Below are 14,632 nucleotides of genomic sequence, written 5' to 3' on the forward strand. Positions count from 1 at the left end.
ACCTCAGAACCCCGGGTAGTCCTCGAGCTTCTCCTCGAACGCGGCGCGGTCCTTCTCAGGCAGCACCTGACGGGCGAAGACGACCAGCTGAATGCCCTCGAGCGGTTCGCCGAACTGCTGCTTGATCGCCTCGCGCTGCCGGCGGAACTCGCCCGTCGGGTCGTTCGACAGGTCGTACGCGTACGCGTAGAACCGCAGCGGCTCGGGATACGTGTCGCCGTAGTACTCCCAGGTGTGCTGACGAGCCGGGTCGCTCGAGCCGTACAGCTTCGCGACCATGTCGGGCGAGATGCCCGAGTCCACCTCGTTCAGGGGATACAGCCCGCGGATGCCGTGTTCGGCCAGCACTCCGTCGATCACCCGCATCACCTCGCGCTTGCGTGCGTCGTCCTGCACGGGCTGCTCGGTGGTCCAGCTGGTCGAGGTGTACTTCTGCAGCATCGACTCGCCGCCGTAGCCGTTGCGCTCGGGGCTGATGTCGACGCCGCCGGACTGCACCCACGTGTACCCGAACCGGTCGCTCAGGCGTTCGCGCACGGCGGCCATCAGCTGGTCGCCCTCGGCCTGCACCTCCTCCAGCGACGGATTCAGGAGCACGTCGCCGTTCGAGACGCCTTTGATCCCGGGGTACGCCTGCTCGTGCTTCTGCTCCTCGCTCTTCGTGCCGTCATACGCGTGCGTCTGCGCAGATCGCAGCGCGCCCATCGCACCCACGGTCGCCACGTTGAACACGAGCGTCACCGCGAGAGCGATCGACCCGAGCATCCGGCCCCGGGCGGTGAACAGCGCGGCGATGATCACGCCGAGCACGACGAGCTGGATCACCAGCATGGATGCCCCGTACAGGGCATCCGTGCCGCCCGCCCCCATCATCAGCAGCATGATCAGCACGAACAGCACCGTCACCGAGATCGAGACCAGACCCAGCGCGTTGACCGTCTTCTTCCCGGCGGACGGCCCGGCCGGCGGCCCGGCCGTGTAGGTCACATCGCCCGATGCCATGGTGAGGCCGGCCGCCGCATCCAGACCGCTCGACTCGCGCCGCGCACCGTGGTAGCCGCCCGGCGGCGGCACCGGCGGTGCACCCTCGGCACCGCCGACGTATCGGCCGCGCTGCTGCTGCTCTACCATGGCTTGTCCGTCCCGCCGCCGGAGCCCTCGTCGTCGCCGCCGAGCTGATCCTCACGCTCCTGGGCACCCTGGTTCAGTCTGTCTTCGATGTCGTCGAGGTCGCTCTGCGACGGCTGATCCTGCTCACCCTCCTCGGGCTCTTGCGGGTCCTCGCCCTGCTCAGGATCCTGCTGCTGCTGGCTCTGCTGCTGCTTCTCCTGCTGGCGCTGCTCGTTCTCGTCCAGGGTGTCGCTCATGTCGCGGTTCGGGTCCGGCGACTGGTTCTGCGCGTCGTCGCTGTTGCACTCCTCCGGCGTCTCCACCGTGATCTGCAGCGCCTCGCCGTACAGCTCGGCCGCCTTCGCCGCATCCCCGTCGACCAGCGCCGCATCGCCCTGACGCTCCACCACGAGCGACAGGTTGATGCGCACGTAGCAGACCTCCAGACCCGCGGCCAGCGGCAGCGCGCGCTCCAGCTCGACGCGCGCCTCGGGCAGCTTCTCGGCTCCCGCCAGCGCCGTGCCGATGTTGTACGGAGCCGTGAACTGCTCGAACCAGTTCAGCCAGTCCTGCCCGCGAGCCGCCATCTCGGATTCCGCGTACGCGCCGGTGACGAACGCCGTGATCGACTGGTGCGCGAACGCGTACATGCTCAGCAGCTTGCCCGCGAACAGCAGGGCCGCCAGCGTCAGCGGAAGGGTTCCGATCGCGATCCAGCGGCGGATGCTGCGCCGCCGGCGGTTCGCCGCGAGCAGCGCGGTCGCCGCGTCGGCCTGGGTGGGGTTGCCGGGAGCGGTCATCGCGCACCCCTCTCGGGGCGACGCGTCAGCCCGCGCAGGCGGATGACGAGCATCGTGGCCCGCGCGAGCTCGACCGCGACGAGCACGAGCAGCACGAGGGCGAGGATCCAGTACAGCTCGATCACGTTCCCCACCTCGCCGGACGACGAGTAGTCGGTGGTGCTGGTCGGCGCCTCGGGCAGCTCGATCCCGGCATCCACCGTTCGATGCCGGTACTCCACGCCCAGCTGCTCCGCGACCTGTTGCAGGTTGTCCTCGTCGATCACCGACATCGCCCGCTCGCCTTGGTACTCGATGTACTCGGACCGCCCGTCCGAGCGTCCCGTGGTCTTCTTCATCGGGCCGCCCTCGACGGTGCCGTAGCCGAGCACGCCTCCGCCGTCGACGAACTTCGCGCTGCTCGCGAACGACTCCGGCTCCTGCGAGGCCGTCTGCTCGCCGTCGCCCAGGTAGAACACCATCCGACTGCGCTCGGGCGATGCCTTCGCCGCCGCGGAGAGGGTGTCGGCGAGCATCCGGTTCGCGATGCTGATCGACGACCCGCGCGACTGGTCGGTGATCTCGGGCAGCATCACGTCGAGCGACGACATCAGCGCCGTGGCATCCGTCGTGAGCGGCAGGCGCAGCTGCGCCGTCGCGTCGAAGCTGATCAGCGAGAAGCGTGCGCCGGGGTACTCGTCGACGATCGACTGCACGTCGGCTCGCACGCCGACCAGGCGCGGCTCGTCGCCGTTCCAGTCCTCGGCGATGATGCTCGCCGTCGTATCGACGACGATCACGATGTCGGTGTCGGTCGCGAGCGTCTGCGAGGTGCCCCCCGGGATGCCGGGGCGCAGCAGCATCGCGAAGACCACCAGGACGATGCCGAGGCGCAGGACCCAGAGCGGGCGCCGCGGCCCTGCGCCCGCCGAAGGGCGGATCAGCGCGCGGACGACGAGCACGGCCGGCGCCGCGCACAGCAGCACCAGCAGGACCGGATGCAGGACAGGCTGGAAGATCACAGGCGCACCCTCCAGATGAGGATCAGGAATCCGAGCATCGCGACGAGCATCAGGGCGATGACGAGATTCGGGCTGTCGACCCAGATCACCTGCGCCTGGCCCTTCAACGCCGTCGCCTCCTGCTTCTGGATCTCGCCGATGATGTCCGAGACGGTGGTCGTGTCGCGCAGCGCGTACGACTGGCCCCCGGTCTGCTGAGCGGCGCTCGACAGCTCGGCGCTGACCTCGGCGTCCTTGCCCTGCACCGGATTCAGGGCGAACACCCGCACCTTCTTCGACGCGGCGTACTGCGCCGCCTCTTCGACGGTGAGGATCGAAGCGCCCGCCACCTCGTTGTCGGTCGCGAGGATCACCGAACGGCTGCGCTCGTCGTCCTGATGGTCGAAGCGCATCGTGCAGGCGGCCAGGCCGTCGCCGATCAGAGAGGCGCCGGGCCCGTTCAGCGTTCCGACCCAGTGCTCGGGGGTGTCGCTGGCGTAGTCGAAGCTGGCCCGGATGTTCTGCAGCTGCTCTCGCACGAACGTGTAGTCGTCGGTGAGCGGGAACACCTGCACGGGCGAGCTGTTGAAGATCGTCAGTCCGATCCGCTCGCCCTCGAAGCCCTTGAGCAGGTCCTCGAAGACACTGAGCACCTCGACGTCGACGTCGGACATCGAACCCGACACGTCGAGGCACAGCATGATGTCGCGGCTGTTGTTCACCGGCTGGACCGTCTTGGCCGCCATGGGCCGCGCGGCCACCACGCCGCCCAGCAGCACGGCGACGGCCCCGACGACGAGCACGCCGGCCAGCAGGCTCATGCGTCGGCGCACGGAGGCTCGGAACGCGGGGAGGCCGCGCAGCCGCTCGGCGCGCGAGACCAGCGCGGCGGGCGCGCTCTCGACACGGCCGCGGCCGCGCAGGCCGCGCAGGATGCCGATCGCCGCGGCGACGAGCAGCACGGCGACGGCGACGAGGATCATCCACCAGGTGTTCAGTGCCACGAGTTCACGACCTTCCGCGCCGCCTCGGCGCCGTAGACCGGATCGATGGCGGGGCCGCGCTGGAAGATGCTCGGGTAGTAGTGCCGGCGGATGGCGTCGATGAGCGCCGGGTCGACGCCGCGGTCGACGAGATCCTCGAGGGAGAGCACCGGCGCCTCCAGCCCGGAGTACTCGTTCACGAAGTTGCGCACGGTGCGGCTGAGTTCGAGGTTCGCGCGCTTCGGGTCCATATTCCCCGAGCGGTATGCGTCTTCGATGCGCTGCACATCGGTGAGGTACTCCCCACGCAGCTGCGCGAGCACATCGGCGGTGAGTGGGGCGTGCGCGGGCGAGCCCGGGAGTGTGATGCTGCGCCGCGGCCGGGTGAGCACGACGAGCAGCCAGGCCGCGAGGCCGATGAGCAGCAGGATGCCGATGGCGAGCAGGATCCAGGCCCCGCCGTACTGCGCGGGAGGGTAGAGGTCGTCAGAGGCGGGCATGCGACCTCCTGTTCAGCATCGACAGGAGCGCCGGCACCGCGGCATCCTGCCCGCCGAACTCGGCGTGCGTGATCTCCAGCCGCCGCAGCACCTCGTCGCGGCGCGCGGTGTCGGCGGCCTCCTGCGCGGCGAGCTCGGCCATCACCTCGGGGTCGCCGTGCACGAAATCCGGGATGCCCCAGCCGCTGTCGACGTCCCGCCGGTGCCGCGGCCCGGCGGCGGCCGGGACGACGGGCTCCGCGTCGCGCACGGTCAGCCACAGCACGTCGTGCTGCACGGTGAGCCGCCGCAGCAGCCGATCGGTCTCCGCCGTCATGGGCGCCTCGTCGGTGATGATGACGACGATCCGGCGATGCGCGATGTTGCGCGCCGCATAGCCGAGCAGGGCATCGCGGTCGTTCGGCGCGGCACTGTCGTCGATCGCGCGCCGGATCGTGCGCAGGGCGTGCTCGAGTGCGCCCTCGCTGCTGCCGGTGGCCAGGCGGCGCACCCGGTCGCCGTCGCCGTAGACCATCGAGAAGTCGTCGCCATGCCGCACGGTGAGGAACCCGAGCGCACCGGCGAGCAACATCACGACGTCGCGCTTGGGCCGCTCGTCTTCGGCGAGGGCCTTCATGCCGCGACCGGAATCCACCAGGAACAGGATGGTGTGCTTGCGGGTGGCCTTGGTGCGCTTGATGAGCGGCTCGCCGTGCCTGGCCGTCGCACGCCAGTCGATGTCGCGCACCTGGTCGCCGAACTCGTACGGGCGCAGATCCTCGAAGTCGAGGCTGCGACCGCGCAGCAGCGATGCGTAGGCGCCATCGAGCGCGTGCATCGACTTCTGCGACGAGCGGATGAAGAGCTTGCTCTTCACCTGGGTGATCAGGCTGGTCATGCGCGGCGCGTTACGGGGTCGGCACCGAAGCGAAGATCTGGTCGATGATCTCCTCGCTGCGCACACCCTCGGCATCCGCCTCGAAGGTCAGCAGCACTCGGTGGCGCAGCACGAGGTGACGAAGCACCCGGATGTCCTCCGGCAGCACGTGCGTGCGGCCGCTGAGCAGGGCCATGGCGCGCGACGCCTGCAGGAACGCGATGCTCGCGCGGGGACTCGCGCCGTACTTGATCAGCCGGGCGCGCTCCTCGCCGATGTACGGCGCGGGGTTGCGGGTCACGTAGGCGAGCTGCACGATGTAGTTGCGGATCGCCGGATCGATGTACACGCGCGACGCGATCGCCTGCAGCTCCTGCACATCCTCCAGCGAGATCGCACCCGGCACGTGGCTGTCCGGGTTCAGCACGCCGGAGTCGATGCGGTTGAGGATCTCGAACTCCTCGGCGGGGCTCGGGTACTCGACGATCTCCTTGAGCAGGAAGCGGTCCATCTGCGCCTCGGGCAGCTCGTACGTGCCCTCCTGCTCGATGGGGTTCTGCGTCGCGATCACCAGGAACGGCCGGGGCAGCGCGTGCACCTCGCCGCCGATGGTCGTCTGCCGCTCCTGCATGGCCTCGAGCATGGCCGACTGGGTCTTGGCGCTGGAGCGGTTGATCTCGTCGAGCAGCACGAAGTTGGCGTGCACGGGGCCGAGCACGGTGCGGAAGGTGCCCGTCGCCGCGTCGTAGATCTGGCTGCCGGTGATGTCGCTGGGCAGCAGGTCGGGGGTGCACTGGATGCGCTTGAAGCTCGCCTCGACGGTGTCGGCCAGCGTGCTGGCGGCGGTGGTCTTCGCCAGGCCGGGCACCGACTCCAGCAGGATGTGACCCCCCGCGATCAGTGCGATGAGCAGGCTCGTGCGCAGCCGCTCCTGGCCGACCATCTTGGTCGAGTAGGAGTCGGAGATGATCTTCAGGATGCGCTGCGCGCGGGCGAGATCGTCCTGCGTCGCGTTGGACGGCGCGACGCGCTGCTGCCGGGGAGTGGTGTCCCCGACCGGGGTCTGCGCGGGGAGCGGGGGCTGTGCGCGGACAGGCGGCGCCGGTGCGGGCGGCGGCGGCGCGGACGAAGTCGATCCGGGAGCCGGGAAGTCGGTCATCGTTGGTCTCCTCATGCGTCGGGGACCGACGACGACCGCAGATCCCCCCGCTACAGGGTAACCGCCGCGGGCCGATCGGAGACCCGCCGCCGATGGGGAGAAGGACCCGTGGCCGCGGCCCGGCGCGCCTTCGACGAAGGGTCAGATCGAGTCGCGGCGGGCTTCGATGGCTCCGCCCGCAGTGCCGTCGGAGTATGCGACTCGGATGGTCGGGTTGCTCAGCCCCAGGTCGAGCAGCGATCGGCCGAGCTTGATCGATGCGCGTCCCGAGGTGTCGAAGGTCACCGTCCCGGCCGAGAGGCTTCCGTAGGTGACGGATGCCCGGGACCCGGGCTCACCGGCGAGCGTGAGCGTGTAGCTCGACAGCAGTCGGATGCCGAGCAGGTCGAGGCCGTAGTTCGGCGTGAGATCGAGGAATCGCAGGGAGTCCGGGGCGGCCGGGGGAGGAGTCGTCGGCTGAGGCGCCGGCTGCGTCGGCTGGGGAGCCGGCTGCGACGGGACGGGTGACGGCTCCTCTGGACCGGGCTCCTGTGGGCCGGGCTCCGACGGGCCGGGCTCCGACGGGCCGGGCTCCTGTGGGCCGGGCTCCGTGGGACCGGGGTCCGAGGTGCCGGGGCCGGTGTCGGGCGCGGCCTGGGCAGGATCGGACGGCCCGGAGTGCGACCCGTCCGAGGGCGGCGTCTGCGGATCCGCGTCGGTGCCGGAATCGGAATCCGCCGTCGGTGGATCGTCGGCGCCTGCGCCGGTGCTGCCCGCCGCATCGAGCAGCGTCGAGTCCGGGAAACCGCCCGGCGCCCCGCCCTCCTCGGCGAACGCGGCAGACGCGCGGTCGCCGGCCGTGGCATCCGCCGTGAACGGGCCCGCGGTGCCGGATGCCAGCACCCCCGCCGTCGTCGAGGCCACGCCGATCACGATCACGGCGGCGAAGCCGGCGATCAGGCGCCCCCGGTGCACGGCCGGCTCCTTCGGCGCGGCGCGCGGGATCGGAGCGGCCGAGGGAAGGCCCGCCTCGGCGACCCGGGCGTCGCGCCGCAGCGGCGCGACCGGCTCGGTCCACAGGCCCGCGGACGCGGCGCGGAAATCGTCTGTCATCCACTCACCCCCGGGATGTCACGAAACGGCACTCCCCCCAAGTATGCCCTCCCCCTTCTCCCTCCCCGTCGAGAGCAAGCGCGCGGGACCGCGAGCGAGAGCGAGGCCGCGCGCTCGCTAGGGTGTCCCGAGAGAAGGGAGCCCCGCATGGTCGACGAACGCGAGCTCACCGCACCCGTGCCGCTCACCCTGGCCGGGGAAGCGCTGAACCCGGATGCCGTCGGCTGGGCGCGCTCGCCGCTGGTGGACACCTCCGGGATCGCGCGCGACGGCATCCGCTTCACCGGCCGCAACAAGCGCTGGGAGTACTGGAACATCGCCACACCCACGCATGTCGTGGGACTGACCGTCTCGTCGATCGACTACGCCGCCGTGCACGAGGTCTGGGTGCTCGAGCGGGAGACCGAGCGGACCTGGCATCGGTCGGTGACGAACATCCCGTCGCGCGGCGTGCAGTTGCCGCCCAGCGCCGAGCAGGGGCCGAGCCGCGCCCGCGCGAAGGATCTCGTCATCGACATCGACGAGCTTCCCGAGGGCACCCGCCTTCGTGCGCACATCCCCGGTGTCGAGCTCGACGTCATCGCCGCTCTCCCGGCGGGCCACGAGCGCCTCGCGGTGGTCGTCCCCTGGAGCAGTACCCGCTTCCAGTACACGGTCAAGGACGTCGCGCGTCCGGCATCCGGAACCGTCGTGCTCGACGGCATCGCCCACGAGCTGGACGGGTGGGCGGTGCTCGACCACGGGCGCGGACGGTGGCCCTACGACATCCGCTGGAACTGGGGCGCCGGCTCGGGCCACTCGCACGGCCGCACGATCGGCATCCAGGTCGGCGGGCGGTGGACGGATGGCACCGGCTCGACCGAGAACGCCTTCCTCGTCGACGGCCGGCTGCACAAGATCCGGGCCGAACTGGACTGGCAGTACGACATCGCCGACTGGCGGCAGCCGTGGCGGGTCACCGGCGGCGGGCTGGAGGCCCTGTTCACCCCCGTCTACGACAAGGTGACCCGGACGAACCTCGGCATCCTCTCCTCTTCGACCGACCAGTGCTTCGGCGACTGGTCGGGAACCTTCCGCACCGCCGCGGGCGAGCTCATCGCCTTCGAGGGCGTCTTCGGCTGGGCCGAAGAGGTCCACAACCGGTGGTGACCCCCCGCCCCGGCCCCCTCCCCGTCGAGAGCACGGAGCCTCGCCGAACGGCAGTGCGCGCTCAGCCGCCGGCAGAGAGGACGGATGCTGCGCGCATGCGCGTCAGCCACACGACACCGGCGCCCACGGCGATGATCGCCACCGCGATCCCGACGACGTAGCCGGCCACGCCGAGATAGCCACCGGGCGTGACGTGCGGGTTCAGGAACGGATACGGGTACCAGTACGGGTCGCCCGTTCCCGGAGCCAGAACCAGGTTCGCGCGCACCAGCGTGTACACCACCCAGACGATCGGGAAGGCGGCGACGACCCCGATCGTCGACCAGCTCAGCATCCGCCGTCTCGGCGCGAACAGCACGTCCGCGAGCAGGAACAGCGGGATGACGACGTGCAGCACCTCGTTCGACCAGCCCAGCGTCGACCCCTGCGGCAGCGGGATGCCCCGCAGCAGCACGTTGTAGACGACGCCCGTGATGATCATGTACGTCGCCGCGCAGCACAGCGACACGGCGAGCCAGCGTGGTTCGCGGGCGGCATCGCGTCCCGCGGTCCACGCCCACACCGCACCGACGGCGAGCAGGACCGCGGCCCCCAGGTTGGAGAGGATCGTGAAGAAGCTGAAGAAGTTCACCGTCACCGTCGGCAGGTGAGCGCCCCAGTCGGTCTCGGCGTGCAGGGCGATGCCCACCGTCAGCGCGAGCTGCCCGATGATCGCCGCGAATCCGAGAGCGGATGCGGCGAGCCGGGCCCAGGGCCACCACGTCGTCATGGCGGAAACTCTAGCGATCGAAGCCCCTCCGGTAGGATGGACCCGCCCGTTCGGGCCAGCTCATCGGCCGGTGCAAACCCGGCGAACAGCGTGCAGCATCAGGGGGTACACCCATGCCAGGAATCGTGATCGTCGGCGTCCAGTGGGGCGATGAGGGCAAGGGCAAGGCGACAGACCTGCTCGGCGAGCGGACCGACTGGGTCGTCAAGTTCAACGGCGGCAACAACGCCGGGCACACGGTCGTCGTCGGCGACGAGAAGTACGCGCTGCACCTGCTGCCCTCGGGCATCCTGACTCCCGGCGTCACGCCGGTGATCGGCAACGGCGTCGTCGTCGACCTCGAGGTCCTCTTCAGCGAGCTCGAGGCGCTCGGCGCCCGCGGCGTCGACGTCTCCAAGCTCAAGGTCAGCGCGAACGCGCACCTGATCACGCAGTACCACCGCACGCTCGACAAGGTCACCGAGCGCTTCCTCGGCAAGCGCAACATCGGCACCACCGGCCGCGGCATCGGCCCCGCCTACGCCGACAAGATCAACCGCGTCGGCATCCGCGTCCAGGACCTGTTCGACGAGAACATCCTGCGCCAGAAGGTCGAGGGCGCCCTCGACCAGAAGAACCACCTGCTGGTGAAGGTCTTCAACCGCCGCGCCATCACCTGCGACGAGATCGTCGAGGAGCTCCTGGCGTACGCCGAGCGCCTGCGCCCGATGGTCGCAGACACCGGGCATCTCGTCGACGAGGCCCTGAGCCGAGGCGAGGTCGTGGTCTTCGAGGGCGGCCAGGCCACCATGCTCGACGTCGACCACGGCACCTACCCGTTCGTGACCTCTTCCACCGCGACGGCCGCGGGCGCGGCCGCCGGCGCGGGGGTGGGCCCGAACCGGCTCGACCGGATCGTGGGCATCGTCAAGGCGTACACGACCCGCGTCGGCTCGGGGCCGTTCCCGACCGAGCTGCTCGACGAGCACGGCGAGTGGCTGCGCAAGACCGGCTTCGAGTACGGCACCACCACCGGGCGTCTGCGCCGCACCGGATGGTACGACGCGCCCATCACCCGCTATGCGACGCGCGTGAACGGGATCACCGACCTGGTGCTCACCAAACTCGACGTGCTGACCGGACTGGAGCAGATCCCGGTGTGCGTGGCCTACGACGTCGACGGCGAGCGGTTCGACGACGTTCCGGTCAATCAGACCGACTTCCACCACGCCAAGCCGATCTACGAGTACTTCCCCGGCTGGAGCGAGGACATCTCCACGGCGCGCACCTTCGAGGACCTGCCGCAGAACGCGCAGGACTACGTGCTCACGCTGGAGCGGATGAGCAACACCCGCATCTCGGTCATCGGCGTGGGGCCCGAGCGCGAGCAGGTCATCGTGCGCCACGACCTCGTCGACTGAGCGAGGCATGAGGTGACGCGGTTCTGGGTCGGCGGCTACGGGCCCGACATGGGCGGGGACGCCGAGGGCGTCGGGTATCTCGCGGTCGATGAGGGGCGCGGTGCTTCGACGCTCGCCTACCGCGGTGTCGCGGGCGCCGCGACATCCCCCTCGTGGCTGGCGCAGCATCCGACCCTCGACGTCGTCTACGCGGCGCTGGAGGGCGAGGGCGCCGTGCAGGCCTTCGCGCGCTCCGGGGAGCAGTCGCTGCGCCCGCTCGCGCCGCCGCTGGCTGCCGGCGCGTCGGTCTGCCACCTCACGGTGTCGCCCGACGGACGGATGCTGGTCGCCAGCTGCTACGGCGATGGACGCGTCGTGCGCTTCGGCATCGCCGGCGACGGGAGGCTGCAGCCCGCCGCGCCCGACAAGGCCGCAGCCCTGCACGCGGCGCTCTTCGGCGAGGCGGATGCGGAGACGGATGCCGCCGGCGCACACCCCGCGGCGGACCCCTATCCGACGCCGGCGGGCGAGGAGCCCCGCGCCTCGCACGCGCACGCCGCGGTGTTCCTCCCGGACGGTCGCATCGCCACCACAGACCTGGGCTTCGACCTGGTGCGCATCTGGCGCCGTGATCTGACTCCCGACCACGAGGTCGTGCTGGCACGCGGCACGGGGCCCCGCCACATGGTCATGCACCCGAGCGGCCACCTGCACGTGGTGACCGAGTACTCGTGCGAGGTGTTCACGCTGGCATCCGCCCGCGACGGCAGCTGGAGCGTCGTGTCGGCGACCACGGCGTCGCCCGTCGCACAGGTCGGCGTCGACACCTGTGCGGAACTGGCGGTGTCACGCGACGGCCACACCCTGTACACCGCCCTGCGCGGCGGCAACACGATCTCAGCCCTGCGCGTGCGCGGCTCGGGCGAGGCGACGGAGCCGCTCGCGCTCGCCGATTCGGGCGTCGACTGGCCCCGCCACCACCTCGTGCACGAGGGCGTGCTGCTCGTCGCGGGGCAGCGCTCGAACACGGTCGCGGCGCTCGACCTCGACGAGCGCACGGGCGTGCCGCGCGACGTGCGGCACGTCACGGCCGCCCCGGCTCCGACGGCGATCCTCCGCGCTCGCTGACGCCGGGGCCGTGACACGGCAGCGGCACTGCGGAAGACTGAACCGCATGAGCGATGAATACGACCTGATCGTGCTGGGTGGCGGACCCGTCGGCGAGAACGTGGCGGACCGCGCCGTGCAGGGCGGTCTCACCGCCGTGATCGTGGAGAGCGAGCTCGTCGGCGGCGAGTGCTCCTACTGGGCGTGCATGCCGTCGAAGGCGCTGCTGCGCCCGGGGCAGGCGCTGCGTGCGGCGAAGGGCGTGCAGGGCGTCACGGGTGGGGCACTGGATGCCGCAGCGGTGCTCGCCCGCCGCGACTCGTTCGCCGCGAACTGGTCGGACGACGGCCAGGTCGGCTGGCTCCGCAGCGCCGGCATCGACCTGGTGCGCGGGCACGGCCGGCTCAGCGGTGAGCGGGAGGTCACCGTGGCGACGGAGGACGGCGAGCGGGTGCTGCGCGCCCGCCATGCGGTCGCCATCACCACCGGGTCGGATGCCGCGATGCCGCCGATACCCGGGCTGGCCGACGTCCAGGCGTGGACGAGCCGCGAGGCCACGAGCGCGCAGCAGGTGCCGGACTCCCTCGTCGTGATCGGGGGCGGCGTGGTGGGCGTGGAGATGGCGACGGCCTACGCCGCACTCGGCGCCACCGTCACCGTGCTCGCCCGCAGCGGTCTGCTGGGCGGCATGGAGCCGTTCGCCGGCGAGCTCGTCGCCGAAGGCCTGCGTGAGCTGGGCGTCGATGTGCGCCTGAACACCGAGACCACGGCTGTGCGGCGCGACGGCGATACGGTGATCGTCACCACGGGCGACGGCGAGGAGATCGCCGCGGCCGAGGTGCTCGTGGCGACCGGCCGCCGGCCGCGCAGCGGCGACATCGGGCTGGAGGTCGCGGGGCTCGAGCCCGGAGAGCCGATCGAGGTGGACGACACGCTGCGCGTGCGCGGCAGCGACTGGCTGTACGCCGCCGGCGACGTCAACGGGCGAGTGCTGCTGACCCACCAGGGCAAGTACCAGGCGCGCGCCGCCGGCGACGTCATCGCGGCCCGGTCGCGGGGAGAGGTCGTCGCCGACCAGCCGTGGGGCCGTCACGTCGCCACGGCGGACCACGCCGCCGTGCCGCAGGTGGTCTTCTCCGAGCCGGAGGTCGCGTCGGTCGGGTACACGGCGGATGCCGCCGAAGCCGCTGGCCACAGCATCCGCGTGGTCGATCACGAGCTGGGAGCGGTGGCCGGGGCGGGGCTGCACCGCGACGGCTACGAGGGTCGCGCCCGCATGATCGTCGACACCGAGCGCGAGGTGGTGCTGGGCGTCACGCTGGTCGGACCCGAGGTGGCCGAGCTGCTGCACGCCGCGACGATCGCCGTGACCGCCGAGGTGCCGATCAGCCGCCTCTGGCATGCGGTTCCCGCCTATCCGGCCATGAGCGAGATCTGGCTGCGGCTGCTGGAGGCGTACGGGCGCCAGAGCGCCTGAGACCCATCCGATCGGCGGTGCGCTCCGAACACCCCGGGAATCTGCGCCGCATGTCGGCGGCTTCCCCTACGCTCGAAACCGAATCCGAGGAGGCACCATCGTGAAGGCTGTACTCGCAGGAACCGTCATCGCCGAGGCCGACGACGGCGATCTCATCTCGATCGAGGGCAACTGGTACTTCCCGTTGTCGTCGGTGAAGGAGGGCGTGCTCGTGGAGAGCCCGACGCCCTACACATGTCCGTGGAAGGGCAAGGCGCAGTACTACTCCGCGGTCGTCGACGGCACGACCTACGCCGATCAGGCCTGGGGCTACCCGAATCCGTATCCGACCGCGTTCGAGCGCGTCGGCAAGGACATCTCCGGGCACATCGCGTTCGCGCCCGGGGTGGAGGTCGGCCCATAGCCGGGGCGCGGGAGCGGGTGCGCGCATGATCGAGTTCTCCTCCGTGTCCAAGCGCTTCCCCGACGGCACCCTGGCCGTCGACGATTTCAGCCTCGTGCTCCCGTCGCGCAGGACGACCGTCTTCGTCGGGTCGTCCGGATGCGGCAAGACCACGCTGCTGCGCATGATCAACCGCATGGTCGAGCCCTCCGGCGGCACCGTCGCCATCGACGGCGAGAGCGTCGCCGGGCGCGACCCCGTCGCGCTGCGGCGCAGCATCGGATACGTGATGCAGAACTCCGGGCTGATGCCGCACTTCAGCGTGATCGACAATGTCGCGACCGTGCTGCGGCTGAACGGCACGCCGAAGCGGCAGGCGCACGAGCGGTCGCGGGAGCTGCTGGACACCGTCGGTCTGGACCGGGCGCTCGCGGACCGGTATCCCAGCCAGCTCTCCGGCGGGCAGCAGCAGCGCGTCGGAGTCGCGCGCGGACTGGCCGCCGATCCGAACATCCTGCTCATGGACGAGCCGTTCGGCGCCGTCGACCCGATCGTGCGGGCCGACCTGCAGCAGGAGCTCATCCGCCTGCAGCGCGAGCTCGACAAGACCGTGGTCTTCGTCACGCACGACATCGATGAGGCGTTCCTGCTCGGCGACCAGGTGGTGATCCTCGACAAGGGCGCCCGGATCGTGCAGGTGGGCAGTCCGAGTGAGATCATCGAGAACCCCGCCGACGACTTCGTCTCGGCGTTCATCGGCGCCGAGCGCGGCCGGCGCGCGCTGCGGATCAAGCAGACAGCGCACGGGCGCGTCGTGGTCGACTCCGAGGGGCGGACCCAGGGCGCGCTGCTCGACGAGCCGGTCGGTGCGGTCGAGGACGGCGAATGA

General features: G+C 70.9%; 15 protein-coding genes. 6 read left to right on the plus strand and 9 right to left on the minus strand.

Going from position 1 to position 14,632, the window contains the following annotated elements:
• Nucleotides 1–3: 3 nt before the first annotated feature.
• The 8 genes from ACFWHT_RS00605 to ACFWHT_RS00640 form a co-directional block, all read right to left on the minus strand.
• The gene (locus ACFWHT_RS00605; protein WP_378824480.1) at nucleotides 4–1,131 is read right to left on the minus strand and encodes a hypothetical protein; all 1,128 of its coding nucleotides are present in this window, start codon (nucleotides 1,129–1,131) and stop codon (nucleotides 4–6) included.
• On the minus strand, nucleotides 1,125–1,910 hold the full coding sequence (locus ACFWHT_RS00610; protein ID WP_378824482.1) for a hypothetical protein: 786 nt from the start codon (nucleotides 1,908–1,910) through the stop codon (nucleotides 1,125–1,127). The genes ACFWHT_RS00605 and ACFWHT_RS00610 overlap by 7 nt, the downstream gene beginning before the upstream one ends.
• Nucleotides 1,907–2,911: a VWA domain-containing protein gene (locus tag ACFWHT_RS00615; RefSeq protein ID WP_378824484.1), complete on the minus strand. Its 1,005-nt coding sequence runs from the start codon at nucleotides 2,909–2,911 to the stop codon at nucleotides 1,907–1,909. The genes ACFWHT_RS00610 and ACFWHT_RS00615 overlap by 4 nt, the downstream gene beginning before the upstream one ends.
• Entirely contained in the window at nucleotides 2,908–3,894 is a 987-nt protein-coding gene (locus ACFWHT_RS00620) for a VWA domain-containing protein (protein ID WP_378824486.1), read from the minus strand. Before ACFWHT_RS00620 ends, ACFWHT_RS00615 begins: the two co-directional genes overlap by 4 nt.
• The gene (locus ACFWHT_RS00625; protein ID WP_378824488.1) at nucleotides 3,885–4,373 is read right to left on the minus strand and encodes a hypothetical protein; all 489 of its coding nucleotides are present in this window, start codon (nucleotides 4,371–4,373) and stop codon (nucleotides 3,885–3,887) included. The genes ACFWHT_RS00620 and ACFWHT_RS00625 overlap by 10 nt, the downstream gene beginning before the upstream one ends.
• Nucleotides 4,360–5,250 (minus strand): DUF58 domain-containing protein, encoded by an 891-nt coding sequence (locus tag ACFWHT_RS00630; RefSeq protein WP_378824491.1) that lies wholly within the window; start codon nucleotides 5,248–5,250, stop codon nucleotides 4,360–4,362. The genes ACFWHT_RS00625 and ACFWHT_RS00630 overlap by 14 nt, the downstream gene beginning before the upstream one ends.
• A 10-nt stretch (nucleotides 5,251–5,260) precedes the next feature.
• Nucleotides 5,261–6,388, minus strand: coding sequence for an AAA family ATPase (locus ACFWHT_RS00635; RefSeq protein WP_378824493.1), 1,128 nt, complete (start codon nucleotides 6,386–6,388; stop codon nucleotides 5,261–5,263).
• A gap of 141 nt (nucleotides 6,389–6,529) precedes the next feature.
• Nucleotides 6,530–7,480: a hypothetical protein gene (locus ACFWHT_RS00640; protein ID WP_378824495.1), complete on the minus strand. Its 951-nt coding sequence runs from the start codon at nucleotides 7,478–7,480 to the stop codon at nucleotides 6,530–6,532.
• A 147-nt stretch (nucleotides 7,481–7,627) separates the two neighbouring features.
• Between ACFWHT_RS00640 and ACFWHT_RS00645 the strand changes: the two genes are divergently transcribed.
• Complete coding sequence (locus tag ACFWHT_RS00645) at nucleotides 7,628–8,629, plus strand: DUF2804 domain-containing protein (RefSeq protein WP_378824497.1); 1,002 nt, start codon at nucleotides 7,628–7,630, stop codon at nucleotides 8,627–8,629.
• 61 nt (nucleotides 8,630–8,690) lie between these two features.
• Here ACFWHT_RS00645 and ACFWHT_RS00650 read toward each other — a convergent pair whose 3' ends face one another.
• Nucleotides 8,691–9,398 (minus strand): Pr6Pr family membrane protein, encoded by a 708-nt coding sequence (locus ACFWHT_RS00650; protein WP_378824498.1) that lies wholly within the window; start codon nucleotides 9,396–9,398, stop codon nucleotides 8,691–8,693.
• Between the two features lie 113 nt (nucleotides 9,399–9,511).
• Between ACFWHT_RS00650 and ACFWHT_RS00655 the strand changes: the two genes are divergently transcribed.
• The 5 genes from ACFWHT_RS00655 (at nucleotide 9,512) to ACFWHT_RS00675 (ending at nucleotide 14,632) form a co-directional block, all read left to right on the plus strand.
• A complete protein-coding gene (locus ACFWHT_RS00655) occupies nucleotides 9,512–10,798 on the plus strand; it encodes an adenylosuccinate synthase (protein ID WP_378824499.1) in 1,287 nt (428 codons plus the stop codon).
• Nucleotides 10,799–10,810: 12 nt separating this feature from the next.
• On the plus strand, nucleotides 10,811–11,905 hold the full coding sequence (locus ACFWHT_RS00660) for a lactonase family protein (RefSeq protein WP_378824502.1): 1,095 nt from the start codon (nucleotides 10,811–10,813) through the stop codon (nucleotides 11,903–11,905).
• 46 nt (nucleotides 11,906–11,951) lie between these two features.
• On the plus strand, nucleotides 11,952–13,361 hold the full coding sequence (locus tag ACFWHT_RS00665) for a dihydrolipoyl dehydrogenase family protein (protein ID WP_378824504.1): 1,410 nt from the start codon (nucleotides 11,952–11,954) through the stop codon (nucleotides 13,359–13,361).
• Nucleotides 13,362–13,461: 100 nt separating this feature from the next.
• A complete protein-coding gene (locus ACFWHT_RS00670) occupies nucleotides 13,462–13,764 on the plus strand; it encodes a DUF427 domain-containing protein (protein ID WP_378824505.1) in 303 nt (100 codons plus the stop codon).
• A gap of 25 nt (nucleotides 13,765–13,789) precedes the next feature.
• Nucleotides 13,790–14,632 (plus strand): ABC transporter ATP-binding protein, encoded by an 843-nt coding sequence (locus ACFWHT_RS00675; RefSeq protein WP_378824507.1) that lies wholly within the window; start codon nucleotides 13,790–13,792, stop codon nucleotides 14,630–14,632.

Source organism: Microbacterium sp. NPDC058342, from assembly GCF_042723935.1.
Lineage (GTDB): Bacteria > Actinomycetota > Actinomycetes > Actinomycetales > Microbacteriaceae > Microbacterium.